The organism is Pseudomonas sp. FW305-28 (assembly GCF_017351395.1).
GTDB lineage: Bacteria > Pseudomonadota > Gammaproteobacteria > Pseudomonadales > Pseudomonadaceae > Aquipseudomonas > Aquipseudomonas fluorescens_AA.
Window position 1 is genome coordinate 1 of sequence record NZ_JACNDD010000141.1, and the last position, 16,553, is coordinate 16,553.

At 56.5% G+C, this 16,553-nt stretch carries 13 protein-coding genes and 1 tRNA gene; all 14 read right to left on the minus strand.

Annotated elements, in window-relative coordinates; all coding sequences use genetic code 11:
- On the minus strand, positions 1 to 183 hold a 183-nt coding region (locus J4E53_RS24765; protein WP_259333262.1), incomplete at its 3' end, for a GTP-binding protein.
- Positions 184 to 214: 31 nt separating this feature from the next.
- Positions 215 to 2,320 carry an elongation factor G gene (gene fusA, locus J4E53_RS24770; RefSeq protein ID WP_060740393.1) on the minus strand — a complete coding sequence of 702 codons (2,106 nt, stop codon included), beginning with the start codon at positions 2,318 to 2,320 and terminating at the stop codon, positions 215 to 217.
- A gap of 30 nt (positions 2,321 to 2,350) precedes the next feature.
- The gene (rpsG, locus tag J4E53_RS24775) at positions 2,351 to 2,821 is read right to left on the minus strand and encodes a 30S ribosomal protein S7 (RefSeq protein ID WP_003186074.1); all 471 of its coding nucleotides are present in this window, start codon (positions 2,819 to 2,821) and stop codon (positions 2,351 to 2,353) included.
- Between the two features lie 102 nt (positions 2,822 to 2,923).
- Entirely contained in the window at positions 2,924 to 3,295 is a 372-nt protein-coding gene (rpsL, locus tag J4E53_RS24780; RefSeq protein ID WP_003186084.1) for a 30S ribosomal protein S12, read from the minus strand.
- 216 nt (positions 3,296 to 3,511) lie between these two features.
- The gene (rpoC, locus tag J4E53_RS24785; protein WP_047230482.1) at positions 3,512 to 7,711 is read right to left on the minus strand and encodes a DNA-directed RNA polymerase subunit beta'; all 4,200 of its coding nucleotides are present in this window, start codon (positions 7,709 to 7,711) and stop codon (positions 3,512 to 3,514) included.
- 64 nt (positions 7,712 to 7,775) lie between these two features.
- The gene (gene rpoB / locus J4E53_RS24790) at positions 7,776 to 11,849 is read right to left on the minus strand and encodes a DNA-directed RNA polymerase subunit beta (RefSeq protein ID WP_060740392.1); all 4,074 of its coding nucleotides are present in this window, start codon (positions 11,847 to 11,849) and stop codon (positions 7,776 to 7,778) included.
- A gap of 220 nt (positions 11,850 to 12,069) precedes the next feature.
- Positions 12,070 to 12,435: a 50S ribosomal protein L7/L12 gene (gene rplL, locus J4E53_RS24795; protein WP_027617682.1), complete on the minus strand. Its 366-nt coding sequence runs from the start codon at positions 12,433 to 12,435 to the stop codon at positions 12,070 to 12,072.
- A 78-nt stretch (positions 12,436 to 12,513) separates the two neighbouring features.
- The gene (gene rplJ, locus J4E53_RS24800) at positions 12,514 to 13,014 is read right to left on the minus strand and encodes a 50S ribosomal protein L10 (protein ID WP_060740391.1); all 501 of its coding nucleotides are present in this window, start codon (positions 13,012 to 13,014) and stop codon (positions 12,514 to 12,516) included.
- Positions 13,015 to 13,212: 198 nt separating this feature from the next.
- Positions 13,213 to 13,908 carry a 50S ribosomal protein L1 gene (gene rplA / locus J4E53_RS24805; RefSeq protein WP_003186095.1) on the minus strand — a complete coding sequence of 232 codons (696 nt, stop codon included), beginning with the start codon at positions 13,906 to 13,908 and terminating at the stop codon, positions 13,213 to 13,215.
- On the minus strand, positions 13,908 to 14,339 hold the full coding sequence (rplK, locus tag J4E53_RS24810) for a 50S ribosomal protein L11 (RefSeq protein WP_003176435.1): 432 nt from the start codon (positions 14,337 to 14,339) through the stop codon (positions 13,908 to 13,910). The genes rplA and rplK overlap by 1 nt, the downstream gene beginning before the upstream one ends.
- 117 nt (positions 14,340 to 14,456) lie before the next feature.
- Positions 14,457 to 14,990: a transcription termination/antitermination protein NusG gene (nusG, locus tag J4E53_RS24815; RefSeq protein WP_003186097.1), complete on the minus strand. Its 534-nt coding sequence runs from the start codon at positions 14,988 to 14,990 to the stop codon at positions 14,457 to 14,459.
- A 9-nt stretch (positions 14,991 to 14,999) separates the two neighbouring features.
- Positions 15,000 to 15,368, minus strand: a complete 369-nt coding sequence (gene secE / locus J4E53_RS24820; RefSeq protein ID WP_003206102.1) for a preprotein translocase subunit SecE — start codon at positions 15,366 to 15,368, stop codon at positions 15,000 to 15,002.
- Between the two features lie 45 nt (positions 15,369 to 15,413).
- Positions 15,414 to 15,489 (minus strand) — tRNA-Trp (locus J4E53_RS24825).
- 53 nt (positions 15,490 to 15,542) lie between these two features.
- Positions 15,543 to 16,553: elongation factor Tu (gene tuf, locus J4E53_RS24830; protein WP_207268202.1), on the minus strand; the 1,011-nt coding region annotated here is incomplete at its 5' end.

Consider the following 16,553-nt stretch of genomic DNA (forward strand, 5'->3'; position numbering starts at 1 on the left):
GATACCGCGAGCTTTCTCTTCCGGGGCGCTGTCGATCTTGTCGAAGTCAACCTTGGCCGAACCGAAAACTTCGGAGCAGACACGGGTCAGAGCAGCGGTCAGCGTGGTTTTACCGTGGTCAACGTGACCGATGGTGCCAACGTTGACGTGCGGTTTGTTCCGTTCAAATTTTTCTTTAGCCACGACAATTAACTCCTAGCTTAAAGGGGCTGAATCAGCCTTGCTTTTTGGTAACAGTCTCGACGATATGCGACGGAGCTGTATTGTATTTTTTGAATTCCATAGAGTAGCTTGCGCGACCCTGAGACATGGAACGAACGTCGGTTGCGTAACCGAACATCTCGCCCAACGGCACCTCGGCACGAATCACTTTGCCGGAAACCGTATCTTCCATACCCAGAATCATGCCACGACGACGGTTAAGGTCGCCCATGACATCACCCATGTAGTCTTCAGGCGTAACGACTTCCACCGCCATGATCGGCTCAAGCAACTCACCGCCACCCTTCTGGGCCAGCTGCTTGGTTGCCATGGAGGCAGCCACCTTAAACGCCATCTCGTTGGAGTCGACGTCATGGTAAGAACCATCGAACACAGTCGCCTTCAGGCCGATCAGCGGATAGCCGGCGACAACGCCGTTCTTCATCTGCTCTTCGATACCCTTCTGGATCGCCGGGATGTATTCCTTAGGAACCACACCACCTACGACTTCGTTCAGGAATTGCAGACCTTCCTGACCTTCGTCAGCCGGTGCAAAACGAATCCAGCAGTGACCGAACTGGCCACGACCGCCGGACTGGCGAACGAACTTGCCTTCGATTTCACAGCTCTTCGTGATGCGCTCACGATAGGAAACCTGAGGCTTACCGATGTTGGCTTCGACGTTGAACTCACGGCGCATCCGGTCAACCAGGATGTCCAGGTGCAACTCGCCCATGCCGGAGATGATCGTTTGACCAGTCTCTTCATCGGTCTTGACGCGGAAAGACGGGTCTTCCTGAGCAAGCTTGCCCAGAGCGATACCCATTTTTTCCTGGTCATCCTTGGTCTTAGGCTCAACGGCAACCGAAATAACCGGCTCCGGGAAGTCCATGCGAACCAGGATGATTGGCTTGTCAGCGTTGCACAAAGTTTCACCGGTGGTGACGTCCTTCATGCCGATCAAGGCCGCGATGTCGCCAGCGCGTACTTCCTTGATTTCTTCACGGGCGTTTGCGTGCATCTGCACCATACGACCCACACGCTCTTTCTTGCCTTTTACCGAGTTGATCACGCCGTCGCCGGAGGCCAACACGCCCGAGTAAACTCGAACAAAGGTCAAGGTACCCACGAATGGGTCGGTAGCGATCTTGAACGCCAAAGCCGCGAACGGCTCGTCGTCACTTGCGTGACGCTCCATTTCCTCTTCCTCGTTATCCGGGTTGGAACCCTTGATAGCAGGAATGTCGGTTGGAGCAGGCAGGAAGTCGATAACGGCGTCGAGAACCAGGGGAACACCCTTGTTCTTGAAGGAAGAACCGCAAACAGCCAGAACGATCTCACCAGCGATAGTACGCTGACGCAGAGCGGCCTTGATTTCCTCGTTGGTGAGCTCTTCACCTTCGAGGTACTTGTTCATCAGCTCTTCGCTGGCTTCGGCCGCAGCCTCAACCATGTTGCTGCGCCATTGCTCGGCTTCTTCCAACAGCTCGGCAGGAATGTCCTTGCGAACAGGGACCATGCCCTTGTCGGAATCGTTCCAGTAGACAGCTTGCATGTTGATCAGATCGATCTGACCCTGGAAGTTGTCTTCGGAACCGATAGCCAGCTGGATCGGCACCGGAGTGTGACCCAGGCGCTGCTTGATCTGAGCGATCACGCGCAGGAAGTTGGCACCAGCACGGTCCATCTTGTTTACGTAAACAAGACGTGGAACGCCGTATTTGTTGGCCTGACGCCATACGGTTTCCGACTGAGGCTCAACACCCGAAGTACCACAGAACACAACGACAGCGCCGTCGAGTACGCGCAGGGAACGTTCAACTTCGATGGTGAAGTCTACGTGGCCCGGGGTATCGATAACGTTGAAGCGGTGCTCGTGCGGGTACTGCTTCTCGGAACCTTTCCAGAAGGCGGTGATAGCAGCAGAAGTAATGGTAATACCACGCTCCTGCTCCTGCACCATCCAGTCTGTGGTCGCGGCGCCGTCATGCACCTCGCCCATTTTGTGACTCTTGCCGGTGTAAAAAAGGACGCGCTCGGTGGTGGTGGTTTTACCAGCATCCACGTGAGCAACGATACCGATGTTACGGTAGCGGTTAATCGGTGTAGTACGAGCCATAAAGCCCTCGCAAATTGAGTGACGCTAAAATTAGAAGCGGTAGTGCGAGAAAGCCTTGTTGGCTTCAGCCATACGGTGCACGTCTTCACGCTTCTTAACTGCAGCACCTTTACCTTCAGCAGCGTCCAACAGTTCACCAGCCAAACGCAGAGCCATGGACTTCTCGCCGCGCTTGCGGGCGAAGTCTACCAGCCAGCGCATTGCCAGGGCGTTACGACGGGACGGACGAACTTCGACCGGAACCTGGTAAGTAGCACCGCCTACACGGCGCGACTTCACTTCGACCAGCGGAGCGATGGCGTCGAGAGCTTTCTCGAAGATTTCCAGGGGATCGCTGTTCTTGCGTTCCTTAACTTTGTCCAGTGCGCCATAAACGATACGCTCGGCAACGGCTTTCTTGCCGCTTTCCATTACGTGGTTCATGAACTTGGCGAGAATCTGGCTTCCGTATTTCGGATCGTCCAGAATCTCACGTTTGGCTGCTACGCGACGTCTTGGCATTGATAAGCCCTCAAACGGTCTTCAGGTTAGCCCGGGACAGCGGATGCGTGCCCGACCTTACTCTTATCGACTCAATAAAATTAAAAACTGCTAAACGGCCGATTATTTCGGACGCTTGGTACCGTACTTCGAACGACCTTGGTTACGACCTTTAACGCCGGAAGTATCCAAAGAGCCGCGAACGGTGTGGTAACGAACACCTGGCAAGTCTTTTACACGACCGCCGCGGATCAGGACCACGCTGTGTTCTTGCAGGTTGTGGCCTTCACCGCCGATGTACGAGGAAACCTCGAAACCGTTGGTCAGACGCACACGGCATACTTTACGCAGTGCCGAGTTAGGTTTTTTCGGCGTGGTGGTATACACACGGGTGCATACGCCACGACGTTGCGGGCAGTTCTGCAGCGCAGGCACGTCGGATTTCTCGACGATACGCTTACGCGGCTGACGTACCAGCTGGTTGATAGTTGCCATCTACTAGCTCCACTGTTGTCTTGCGACGCTATTGTCTTACAAGAAAAGCAAAATGGCAGGAACGAATTCCCGCCAAATTTAGGGGATCAAGAGTCTAAAGAGGATCTTGTCCCCAGTCAAGGCAAGGCCCCGACCTCCCCGCCCGCCGGATCTCGACAATTTGTCTCGATCCGCCGAACGGGGCGACCAGGGCCAGGCACTCAATTACCGCAGAACTCAGTTACCACTCGAGTTCAGTGCTTCGGTCAGTGCAGCTTCCACTTCACTGGCGCTTACGCGCAACGGCTTGTCGGCATCACGGCGACGCTTGCGCTCGCTGTGATAGGCCAAACCGGTACCGGCCGGGATCAGACGACCCACGACCACGTTTTCTTTCAGGCCGCGCAGGTAATCGCGCTTGCCGGTTACCGCCGCTTCGGTCAGTACACGGGTGGTTTCCTGGAAGGAAGCCGCCGAGATGAACGATTCGGTGGACAACGACGCCTTGGTGATACCCAGCAGCACGCGAGTGAACTTGGAGACAAACTTGTCTTCGGTCGCCAGGCGCTCGTTTTCCACCAGTACGTGAGTCAGTTCCATCTGGTCGCCCTTGATGAAACTCGAGTCGCCGGATTCAGCGATCTCGACCTTACGCAGCATCTGACGCAGGATGGTCTCGATGTGCTTGTCGTTGATCTTCACGCCTTGCAGACGGTAAACGTCCTGGATCTCGTTCACGATGTACTTGGCCAGCGCACTCACACCCAGCAGACGCAGGATGTCGTGTGGATCGCTCGGGCCGTCCGAGATAACTTCGCCGCGGTTTACCTGTTCGCCTTCGAAGACGTTCAGGTGACGCCACTTCGGAATCAGCTCTTCGTACGGATCGCTACCGTCGTTCGGTGTAATGACCAGGCGGCGCTTGCCCTTGGTCTCTTTACCGAACGCGATGGTGCCGCTGACTTCAGCCAGAATCGAGGCTTCTTTCGGACGACGGGCTTCGAACAAGTCGGCAACACGCGGCAGACCACCGGTGATGTCGCGGGTTTTCGAAGTTTCCTGCGGGATACGGGCGATAACATCACCGATCGCGATCCGCGCACCGTCCGCTACACCGACCAGGGCGTTGGCTGGCAGGAAGTACTGAGCGATTACGTCAGTGCCTGGCAGCAACAGATCCTTGCCGTTGTCGTCGACCATCTTCACGGCCGGACGGATGTCCTTGCCGGCAGCTGGACGGTCTTTCGCGTCGAGTACTTCAATGTTGGTCATACCGGTCAATTCGTCGGTCTGACGCTTGATCGTGATGCCTTCTTCCATGCCCACGTAGGTCACGGTACCTTTCATCTCGGTCACGATCGGGTGGGTGTGCGGATCCCACTTGGCCACGATGGCGCCAGCGTCGACCTTGTCACCTTCCTTGACCGAAATCACAGCACCGTAAGGCAGCTTGTAGCGCTCGCGCTCGCGACCGAAGTCGTCAGCGATGGCCAGCTCACCGGAACGGGATACAGCCACCAGGTGACCGTCCACGCGCTCTACGTGCTTGAGGTTGTGCAGACGGACAGTACCGCCATTCTTCACCTGGACGCTGTCGGCAGCGGAGGTCCGGCTTGCCGCACCACCGATGTGGAACGTACGCATCGTCAGCTGGGTACCCGGCTCACCGATGGACTGGGCAGCGATAACGCCGACCGCTTCACCGATGTTCACCTGGTGACCACGTGCCAGGTCGCGACCGTAGCACTTGGCGCAGATGCCATAGCGGGTTTCGCAGCTGATCGGCGAACGTACGATCACTTCGTCGATGCTGTTGAGTTCGATGAACTCGACCCACTTCTCGTCAACCAGGGTGCCGGCAGGAACGATCACGTCCTCGGTACCCGGCTTGAATACGTCACGGGCGATGACACGACCCAATACGCGCTCACCCAACGGCTCTACAACGTCACCGCCTTCAATGTGCGGCGTCATGACCAGGCCATGTTCGGTGCCGCAATCGATCTCGGTCACGACCAGATCCTGCGCGACGTCTACCAGACGACGAGTCAGGTAACCGGAGTTCGCGGTTTTCAACGCGGTATCCGCAAGACCCTTACGAGCACCGTGAGTGGAGATGAAGTACTGGAGTACGCTCAAGCCTTCACGGAAGTTCGCCGTAATCGGGGTCTCGATGATGGAGCCGTCCGGCTTGGCCATCAGGCCACGCATACCGGCGAGCTGACGGATCTGCGCAGCAGAACCCCGTGCGCCCGAGTCGGCCATCATGTACATCGAGTTGAACGACTCCTGGTCGACTTCGTTGCCATGACGGTCGATGACTTTCTCTTTCGAGAGGTTGGCCATCATCGCCTTGGAGACTTCGTCGTTCGCCTTGGACCAGAGGTCGATTACCTTGTTGTACTTCTCGCCCTGGGTTACCAGGCCGGAGGCGTACTGGCTTTCGATCTCTTTCACTTCCTCGGTGGCAGCACCGATGATGCGGGCTTTTTCATCCGGGATAACGAAGTCGTTAACGCCGATGGAAACGCCGGAAATGGTCGAATAGGCAAAACCGGTGTACATCAACTGGTCAGCGAAGATCACGGTCTCTTTCAGACCAACCACGCGGTAGCACTGGTTGATCAGCTTGGAGATCGCCTTCTTCTTCATCGGCAGGTTGACGACGTCGAAGGACAGGCCTTTTGGCACAACCTGGAACAACAGCGCACGGCCGACGGTGGTGTCGACGATACGGGTGTTGGTCACGCTGCCGCCATCACGGTCGTTCACGGTTTCGTTGATCCGCACCTTGACCTTGGCATGCAGTGCGGCTTCGCCGGCACGGAACACACGGTCAACTTCCTGCAGATCCGCGAACACACGACCTTCGCCCTTGGCGTTGATCGCCTCACGAGTCATGTAGTACAGACCCAATACAACGTCCTGCGACGGAACGATGATTGGCTCACCGTTGGCTGGCGACAGGATGTTGTTGGTCGACATCATCAACGCGCGCGCTTCGAGCTGGGCTTCCAGCGTCAGCGGCACGTGCACGGCCATTTGGTCGCCGTCGAAGTCGGCGTTGTACGCAGCACAGACCAGCGGGTGCAGCTGGATAGCCTTACCTTCGATCAGTACCGGTTCAAACGCCTGGATACCCAGACGGTGAAGGGTCGGTGCACGGTTGAGCAACACTGGGTGTTCGCGAATCACTTCAGCGAGAACGTCCCAGACTTCTGGCAGCTCGCGCTCGACCATTTTCTTGGCCGCTTTGATGGTGGTAGCGAGACCACGCATTTCCAGCTTGCCGAAAATGAACGGCTTGAACAGTTCCAAGGCCATTTTCTTAGGCAGACCGCACTGGTGCAGACGCAGGGTCGGGCCTACGGTAATAACCGAACGACCGGAGTAGTCAACACGCTTACCGAGCAAGTTCTGACGGAAACGACCCTGCTTACCCTTGATCATGTCAGCCAGGGATTTCAGAGGACGCTTGTTGGAACCGGTGATAGCGCGGCCACGACGACCGTTGTCGAGCAATGCGTCGACCGCTTCCTGCAACATACGCTTTTCGTTGCGCACGATGATGTCCGGAGCGGACAGATCGAGCAGGCGCTTCAAGCGGTTGTTACGGTTGATCACTCGACGATACAGATCGTTGAGGTCGGAAGTCGCGAAGCGACCGCCATCGAGCGGAACCAGTGGACGCAGGTCTGGCGGCAGTACCGGCAGAACGGTCAGCACCATCCACTCTGGCAGGTTGCCGGAACCCTGGAAGGCTTCCATCAACTTCAGACGCTTGGACAGCTTCTTGATCTTGGTTTCGGAGTTGGTTTGCGGAATTTCTTCGCGCAGGCGGCCAATCTCGTGTTCCAGGTCGATAGCGTGCAGCAGTTCGCGGACAGCTTCGGCACCCATGCGGGCATCGAAATCGTCGCCGAATTCTTCCAGCGCTTCGAAGTACTGCTCGTCGTTCAGCAACTGACCTTTTTCAAGGGTGGTCATGCCTGGATCGATAACGACGTAGCTCTCGAAGTAGAGAACACGTTCGATATCACGCAGGGTCATGTCCATCAGCAGGCCGATACGGGACGGCAGCGATTTCAGGAACCAGATGTGGGCAACCGGCGAGGCCAGCTCGATGTGCGCCATGCGCTCACGACGAACTTTTGCCAGCGCGACTTCAACGCCGCACTTCTCGCAGATCACACCACGGTGCTTCAAGCGCTTGTACTTACCGCACAGGCACTCGTAATCCTTTACCGGGCCAAAGATCTTGGCGCAGAACAGGCCGTCACGCTCAGGTTTGAACGTACGGTAGTTGATGGTTTCCGGCTTTTTAACTTCACCGAACGACCACGAACGGATCATCTCAGGCGAGGCCAATCCAATACGGATGGCGTCGAACTCTTCGACTTGACCCTGGTTTTTCAGCAAATTCAGTAGGTCTTTCAAGGCCTTTCCTCCTGGCGGAGCAGAGAGCGGGCAAAACAGCCCCGCTCTCGATTCGCGTCACGTGTTATTCGGTTTCCAGATCGATATCGATGCCGAGGGAACGAATTTCCTTGATCAACACGTTGAAAGACTCGGGCATGCCCGGCTCCATACGGTGATCGCCGTCCACGATGTTTTTGTACATCTTGGTCCGGCCGTTCACATCGTCCGACTTCACTGTGAGCATTTCTTGCAGAGTGTATGCAGCACCGTACGCTTCCAGTGCCCAGACCTCCATCTCCCCGAAACGCTGACCACCGAACTGCGCCTTACCACCCAGCGGCTGCTGGGTAACCAGGCTGTAAGAACCGGTAGAACGAGCGTGCATCTTGTCGTCTACCAAGTGGTTCAGCTTCAGCATGTACATGTAGCCAACGGTAACCGGGCGCTCGAACTTGTTGCCGGTACGGCCGTCGAACAGCTGCATCTGGCCACTTTCCGGCAGGTCTGCCAGTTTCAGCATGGCCTTGATTTCGCTTTCCTTGGCACCGTCGAACACCGGAGTAGCCATTGGAACGCCGCCGCGCAGGTTCTTCGCCAGGTCCAGGATTTCCTGGTCGGAGAAGGTGTCCAGCTCTTCGTTGCGTCCGCCGATTTCGTTGTAGATCTCGTGCAGGAACTTACGCAGGTCAGCGACCTTGCGCTGCTCTTCGATCATCCGGTTGATCTTTTCGCCCAAGCCCTTGGCCGCGAGGCCCAGGTGGGTTTCAAGGATCTGACCAACGTTCATACGCGAAGGTACGCCCAACGGGTTGAGGACCACATCGACCGGGGTGCCATTGGCATCGTGCGGCATGTCTTCAACCGGCATGATCACAGAGACCACACCCTTGTTACCGTGACGACCGGCCATCTTGTCGCCCGGCTGGATGCGACGACGGATTGCCAGGTAAACCTTGACGATTTTCAGCACGCCTGGAGCCAGGTCATCGCCTTGCTGCAGTTTGCGCTTCTTGTCTTCGAACTTGTCGTCCAGCAGACGGCGGCGATCAACGATATAGGCCTGGGCCTTCTCGAGCTGCTCGTTCAGAGCATCTTCAGCCATGCGCAGTTTGAACCACTGGCCATGCTCAAGACCGTCGAGGACTTCGTCGGTGATTTCCTGACCTTTCTTCAGACCGGCGCCGCCTTCGGCTTTGTGGCCGACCAGGGCGGAACGCAGACGCTCGAAAGTTGCGCCTTCGACAATACGGAACTCTTCGTTCAGGTCCTTGCGGATCTCGTCGAGCTGAGTCTTCTCGATGGACAGTGCACGAGCATCACGCTCAACACCGTCGCGAGTGAAGACCTGTACGTCGATGACGGTACCTTTGGTGCCGGTAGGCACGCGCAGGGAGGTGTCTTTAACGTCGCTGGCTTTTTCACCGAAGATAGCACGCAGCAGTTTTTCTTCCGGAGTCAGCTGGGTCTCGCCTTTCGGAGTGACCTTGCCCACCAGGATGTCGCCTGCGCCGACTTCGGCACCTACATAAACGATACCGGCTTCGTCCAGCTTGTTCAGTGCGGCTTCACCCACGTTCGGGATGTCCGCAGTGATTTCCTCTGGGCCAAGCTTGGTGTCACGGGCCACACAGGTCAGTTCCTGGATGTGGATCGTGGTGAAGCGGTCTTCCTGAACCACACGCTCGGACAGGCAGATGGAGTCTTCGAAGTTGAAGCCGTTCCATGCCATGAACGCGATGCGCATGTTCTGACCCAACGCCAGTTCACCCATATCGGTGGACGGACCATCGGCCATGATGTCGCTGCGCTGAACCCGATCACCCTTGCTTACCAGCGGACGCTGGTTGATGCAGGTGTTCTGGTTGGAGCGGGTGTATTTGGTCAGGTTGTAGATGTCGACACCGGCTTCGCCAGTTTCAACTTCGTCATCGGCAACACGAACCACGATACGGCTGGCATCGACGGAATCGATCACGCCACCACGACGAGCCACGACGCAAACGCCGGAGTCACGGGCAACGTTACGCTCCATGCCGGTACCCACCAGCGGCTTGTCGGCACGCAGCGTTGGTACAGCTTGACGCTGCATGTTCGAACCCATCAACGCACGGTTGGCGTCGTCGTGCTCGAGGAACGGGATCAGCGACGCTGCAACCGACACTACCTGCTTCGGCGATACGTCCATCAAGGTGACGTCTTCCGGCGCCTTGACGGTGAACTCGTTCAGGTGACGAACAGCTACCAGCTCGTCGACCAGGACCTTCTTGTCGTTCATCGTGGCCGAAGCCTGGGCGATCACGTGATCGGCTTCTTCGATGGCGGACAGGAACACGATCTCGTCGGTAACCAGGGCGTCTTTCACCACGCGGTACGGGCTCTCGAGGAAGCCGTACTGGTTGGTGCGCGCATAGGCCGCCAGGGAGTTGATCAGACCGATGTTCGGACCTTCCGGCGTTTCGATCGGGCAGACACGACCGTAGTGAGTCGGGTGTACGTCTCGAACTTCGAAGCCTGCACGCTCACGGGTCAGACCGCCTGGGCCGAGTGCGGAGACACGACGCTTGTGGGTGATCTCGGACAGCGGGTTGTTCTGGTCCATGAACTGGGACAGCTGGCTCGAACCGAAGAACTCCTTCACCGCCGCAGCCACAGGCTTGGCGTTGATCAGGTCTTGCGGCATCAGGCCTTCGCTTTCAGCCATCGACAGACGTTCCTTGACCGCGCGCTCTACGCGCACCAGGCCAACACGGAACTGGTTCTCGGCCATCTCGCCTACACAGCGAACACGACGGTTACCCAGGTGGTCGATGTCATCGACGATGCCTTTGCCGTTACGGATGTCGACCAGGGTCTTGAGGACCGCAACGATGTCATCCTTGTTCAGCACGCCCGAACCTTCGATCTCGGTACGACCGATACGACGGTTGAACTTCATCCGGCCGACCGCAGACAGGTCATAGCGCTCAGGGCTGAAGAACAGGTTGTTGAACAGGGTCTCGGCTGCATCCTTGGTTGGCGGCTCGCCAGGACGCATCATGCGATAGATCTCGACCAGGGCTTCCAGTTGGTTGCCGGTGGAGTCGATCTTCAGCGTGTCGGAGATGAACGGACCGCAGTCGATGTCGTTGGTGTACAGGGTTTCGATACGAACGACCTGGGCCTTGGCGATTTTCGCCAGGATCTCGGTGGTCAGCTCGGTATTGCACTCTGCAAGGATTTCGCCGGTGGCCGGATGCACGATGACCTTGGCCGTGGTGCGACCCAGGACGTAGTCGATCGGTACCTGCAGCTCTTTGATCCCGGCTTTTTCCAGCTGGTTGATGTGGCGAGCGGTGATACGACGGCCCTGCTCGACAATAACCTTGCCTTTGTCATCCTGGATATCGAGGACAGCGATTTCACCGCGCAGGCGCTGAGGCACCAGTTCCAGGCTGAGGTTTTCACCTTGCACGTGGAAGACGTTGGTGGTGTAGAACGCGTCCAGCACTTCTTCGGTGGTATAGCCGAGCGCGCGCAGCAGTACCGATGCAGGCAGCTTGCGACGACGGTCGATACGCACGAATACGCAGTCTTTCGGGTCGAACTCGAAGTCCAGCCACGAACCGCGGTAAGGAATGATGCGCGCGGAGTAAAGCAGTTTGCCGGAGCTGTGCGTCTTGCCACGGTCGTGGTCGAAGAACACGCCCGGGGAACGGTGCAGCTGGGAAACGATTACACGCTCGGTACCGTTGATTACGAAGGTACCGTTTTCAGTCATCAGGGGGATTTCACCCATGTAGACTTCTTGCTCTTTGATGTCCTTGATCGCTTTGTTCGACGATTCTTTGTCGAAAATGATCAGGCGCACTTTTACCCGCAAAGGTACGGCGTAAGTAACACCGCGCAATACGCATTCTTTGACATCAAATGCCGGTTCGCCCAGGCGATAACCGACGTACTCCAGCGCAGCATTGCCGGAGTAGCTGATGATCGGGAAAACGGATTTGAAGGCCGCATGCAGGCCCACGTCGCGGAACTGATCTTTAGTCGCTCCCGCTTGCAAGAATTCACGATACGAATCCAGCTGGATGGCCAGGAGGTACGGCACATCCATGACGTCCGGCAACTTGCTAAAGTCCTTGCGGATACGTTTTTTCTCAGTATATGAGTAAGCCATCAGCGTTCCCCAGCTTGGTCACCTGCTTGTTTGGCCCCTCCCGACGGGAGCAGCCAGAAAATCGTGCAAACCCCATGGTTTGCGCCACCACATCGGGTGGTTACAGCTCGCTATCGGCGCCGACCCAGTCGGCTGCCAATAACGGAAAAAGGCCGGTGGCAAGAGCCACCAGCCATCAGCCTGTCGCTTAACGCTCGGGCTGGAGACGCAAAGTCGATGCTTACTTCAGCTCGACTTTAGCGCCTGCTTCTTCCAGAGCGGCCTTGGCTTTGTCAGCTGCGTCTTTGGCAACAGCTTCCAGAACCATGGCAGGAGCGCCGTCAACTACAGCCTTGGCTTCTTTCAGGCCCAGACCGGTCAGTTCACGTACTGCCTTGATCACGTTTACTTTCTTCTCGCCAGCTTCGGTCAGCATGACGTTGAATTCGGTTTGCTCTTCAACAACGGCGGCAGCAGCAGCTGGACCGGCGGAAGCAGCGGCAGCGGAAACGCCGAATTTTTCTTCGAAAGCTTTGATCAGCTCAACAACCTGCAGAACCGACATTTCAGCTACGGCGTTGAGGATATCGTCTTGGGAGATAGACATTGCTGTATTTCCTGAATTGGGGGACGGCCTACGCGGCCATCGAAATAAACAAAAATACGCGAGAGAAAATGCTCAGCCTTAGGCTGCGGCAGCTTCTTTTTGCTCGCGAACTGCAGCCAGAGTACGAGCCAGCTTGCTGGTAGCGCCTTGAATCACGCTCATCAGCTGCGAAATGGCTTCGTCGCGGGTCGGCAGTGTTGCCAGTACGTCGATTTGGTTAGCTGCGAGGAACTTGCCCTCGAACGCAGCTGCCTTGATCTCGAACTTATCCTGACTCTTGGCGAATTCCTTGAACAAACGGGCAGCAGCGCCTGGATGATCCTTGGAGAACGCGATCAGAGTCGGGCCAGTGAACACGTCGTTGAGGACACTGTATTCAGTGCCAGCAACGGCGCGCTTGAGCAGGGTGTTACGTACAACACGTACGTATACGCCAGCTTCACGAGCCTCTTTACGGAGTCCGGTCATAGCGCCTACCGTCACACCGCGGGCATCAGCCACAACAGCGGACAGAGCGACTTTGGCAGCCTCGTTGACTTCAGCGACGATGGCCTTCTTGTCTTCGAGATTAATTGCCACGGGTTTAACTCCTGCTTGTTACCGTTTCATTCGGTCGAAACCGAATGTCGTTTTGGTGTCTGATTCGGTAAGGAACCGGGAGCACCATCTGCGTAGGCTTATGGTTTAAGACTTGCGTCGCCTACGGTCTTGGACAGCCCCCGCCAGGCAGGGACCCCAATTTTTTGATTGGCGCGATTGCTCGCGCCAACCCGAGTCTTACGCGTCGAGCGAGCTCTGGTCGATGACCAGACCTGGGCCCATGGTGGTGCTCAGGGTAACGCGCTTGACGTAGATGCCTTTCGAAGAAGCTGGCTTGATACGCTTCAGATCAGCGATCAGGGCTTCAACGTTTTCCTTCAGCTTGACGGCGTCGAAGCCGATCTTGCCAACGGAAGTGTGGATGATGCCGTTTTTGTCGGTGCGATAACGAACCTGACCAGCCTTGGCGTTTTTAACCGCGGTGGCTACGTCTGGCGTTACGGTGCCGACTTTAGGGTTAGGCATCAGACCACGTGGACCGAGGATCTGACCCAACTGGCCTACAACGCGCATGGCATCCGGAGATGCGATCACTACGTCATAGTTCAGGTCGCCGCCTTTCATTTCGGCAGCCAGATCGTCCATGCCGACGCGATCAGCGCCAGCAGCCAGAGCAGCTTCAGCTGCTGGGCCCTGGGTGAAGACAGCTACACGAACGGTCTTGCCAGTGCCGTGTGGCAGCACGGTAGCGCTACGAACGACCTGGTCGGATTTACGTGGGTCAACGCCCAGGTTCACAGCAACGTCGAACGACTCGCTGAACTTGACAGTCGACAGCTCAGCCAGCAGAGCGGCGGCGTCTACAAAGTTGTAGGCCTTGCCTGCTTCGATTTTGCCGGCGATAGCCTTTTGACGCTTGGTCAGCTTAGCCATTACACACCCTCCACGTTAAGGCCCATGCTACGAGCAGAACCGGCGATAGTACGCACGGCTGCATCCATATCAGCTGCAGTCAGATCCGCGTTTTTGGTTTTCGCGATTTCTTCCAGCTGAGCACGGGTAACGGTGCCAACCTTAACGGTGTTTGGACGAGCGGAACCGCTGGTCAAACCTGCAGCCTTCTTCAGCAGAACCGAAGCTGGGGTGCTTTTTGTTTCGAAGGTGAAGCTACGGTCGCTGTAGACAGTGATGATCACTGGAGTCGGCAGACCTGGCTCAAGACCCTGAGTACGGGCGTTGAAGGCCTTGCAGAATTCCATGATGTTCACGCCGTGCTGACCCAGTGCAGGACCAACAGGTGGGCTTGGGTTAGCCTGAGCGGCCTTCACTTGCAGCTTGATGTAAGCGGTAATTTTCTTGGCCATGAGGCACTCCAATTACGGGTTCGAACGCCTCGAAAGGCTCCCCGGTTACTTGCGCGTTTATCCCAGTGACGACAAAACCCCACAGCCTTGGGCTGCGGGGTTGGGATGCCTGCTCAATCAGACCTTTTCGACCTGACTGAACTCTAGCTCTACCGGAGTAGAGCGACCGAAAATGAGCACTGCCACTTGGATCCGGCTCTTTTCGTAGTTAACTTCTTCAACCGTGCCATTGAAGTCGGCGAATGGACCGTCGGTGACACGTACAACCTCACCCGGTTCAAACAACGTCTTCGGCTTCGGCTTGTCGCTACCATCAGCGACGCGACGCAGAATCGCTTCTGCCTCTTTATCCGTGATCGGCGCGGGCTTGTCGGCAGTACCGCCGATGAAACCCATCACCCGAGGGGTATCCTTGACCAAGTGCCAAGTCCCTTCGTTCATATCCATCTGTACCAGCACGTAGCCCGGAAAGAACTTGCGTTCACTTTTGCGTTTCTGGCCATTACGCATTTCAACCACTTCTTCAGTGGGGACCAGAATCTCGCCAAAGCCGTCTTCCATGCCAGCCAGCTTTACGCGCTCTACCAGCGAGCGCATGACATGCTTCTCGTAACCCGAGTAAGCATGCACAACGTACCAACGCTTAGCCACGGGACACCCTTAGCCAACAATCAAGGAAACAAGCCAGCCGAGCAGGGAATCGAGCCCCCACAACAGCAACGCCATTACCAGAACAACAGCCACAACGATCAACGTGGTCTGCGTGGTTTCTTGGCGAGTCGGCCATACGACTTTACGAATCTCGGTGCGAGCTTCCTTAGCGAGTACAAAGAAAGACTTGCCCTTGGCCGTCTGCAAGCCTACAAAGGCAGCAACAGCAGCAATGGCGAGCAATGCAAGTACACGGTACAGGATCGGCGAAGCAGAATAATACTGATTGCCAACAACGCCAATAACCACCAAAGCGACTACCACTAGCCACTTGAGCAGATCGAAGCGAGAGCCTTGAGCTTCAGCTTTAGGAGTCATCTATGAAGATCCTGTGAAAAGAAAGCCAGACACACTGAGTGAATCTGGCAGGTCAGGAGGGAATCGAACCCCCAACCTACGGTTTTGGAGACCGTCGCTCTGCCAATTGAGCTACTGACCTAAAACAAAATCAGGCCGACCATTATGCCGGCCCGAAAAAGACATTACAACTGTTTACTCGATGACTTTAGCTACGACGCCAGCGCCGACGGTACGACCGCCTTCACGGATAGCGAAACGCAGACCGTCTTCCATCGCGATGGTCTTGATCAGGGTAACAGTCATCTGAATGTTGTCACCCGGCATTACCATTTCAACGCCTTCTGGCAGCTCGCAGTTACCAGTCACGTCAGTTGTACGGAAGTAGAACTGTGGACGGTAGCCTTTGAAGAACGGAGTGTGACGGCCGCCTTCTTCCTTGCTCAGAACGTAGACTTCTGCGGTGAACTTGGTGTGCGGCTTGACGGTGCCTGGCTTGACCAGAACCTGGCCACGCTCAACGTCGTCACGCTTGGTGCCGCGCAGCAGTACGCCGCAGTTCTCACCAGCACGACCTTCGTCGAGCAGCTTGCGGAACATTTCAACGCCGGTGCAGGTAGTTTTCTGAGTGTCGCGCAGACCGACGATCTCAACTTCTTCCTGGATACGGACGATGCCACGCTCAACACGACCAGTCACAACAGTACCGCGACCGGAGATCGAGAATACGTCTTCGATTGGCATCAGGAACGGCTTGTCGATAGCGCGCTCTGGCTCTGGGATGTAGCTGTCCAGAGTTTCCACCAGCTTCTTGACGGCAGTGGTGCCCATTTCGTTGTCGTCTTGGCCGTTCAGAGCCATCAGAGCCGAACCGATGATGATTGGAGTGTCATCACCTGGGAAGTCGTAAGTGCTCAGCAGGTCGCGCACTTCCATCTCAACCAGTTCCAGCAGCTCAGCGTCGTCAACCATGTCAGCCTTGTTCAGGAAGACAACGATGTACGGAACGCCTACCTGACGGGACAGCAGGATGTGCTCACGGGTTTGTGGCATCGGACCATCAGCGGCCGAGCAAACCAGGATCGCGCCATCCATCTGGGCAGCACCGGTGATCATGTTTTTTACGTAGTCGGCGTGACCTGGGCAGTCAACGTGTGCGTAGTGACGCACGGCCGAATCGTATTCAACGTGAGCGGTGTTGATGGT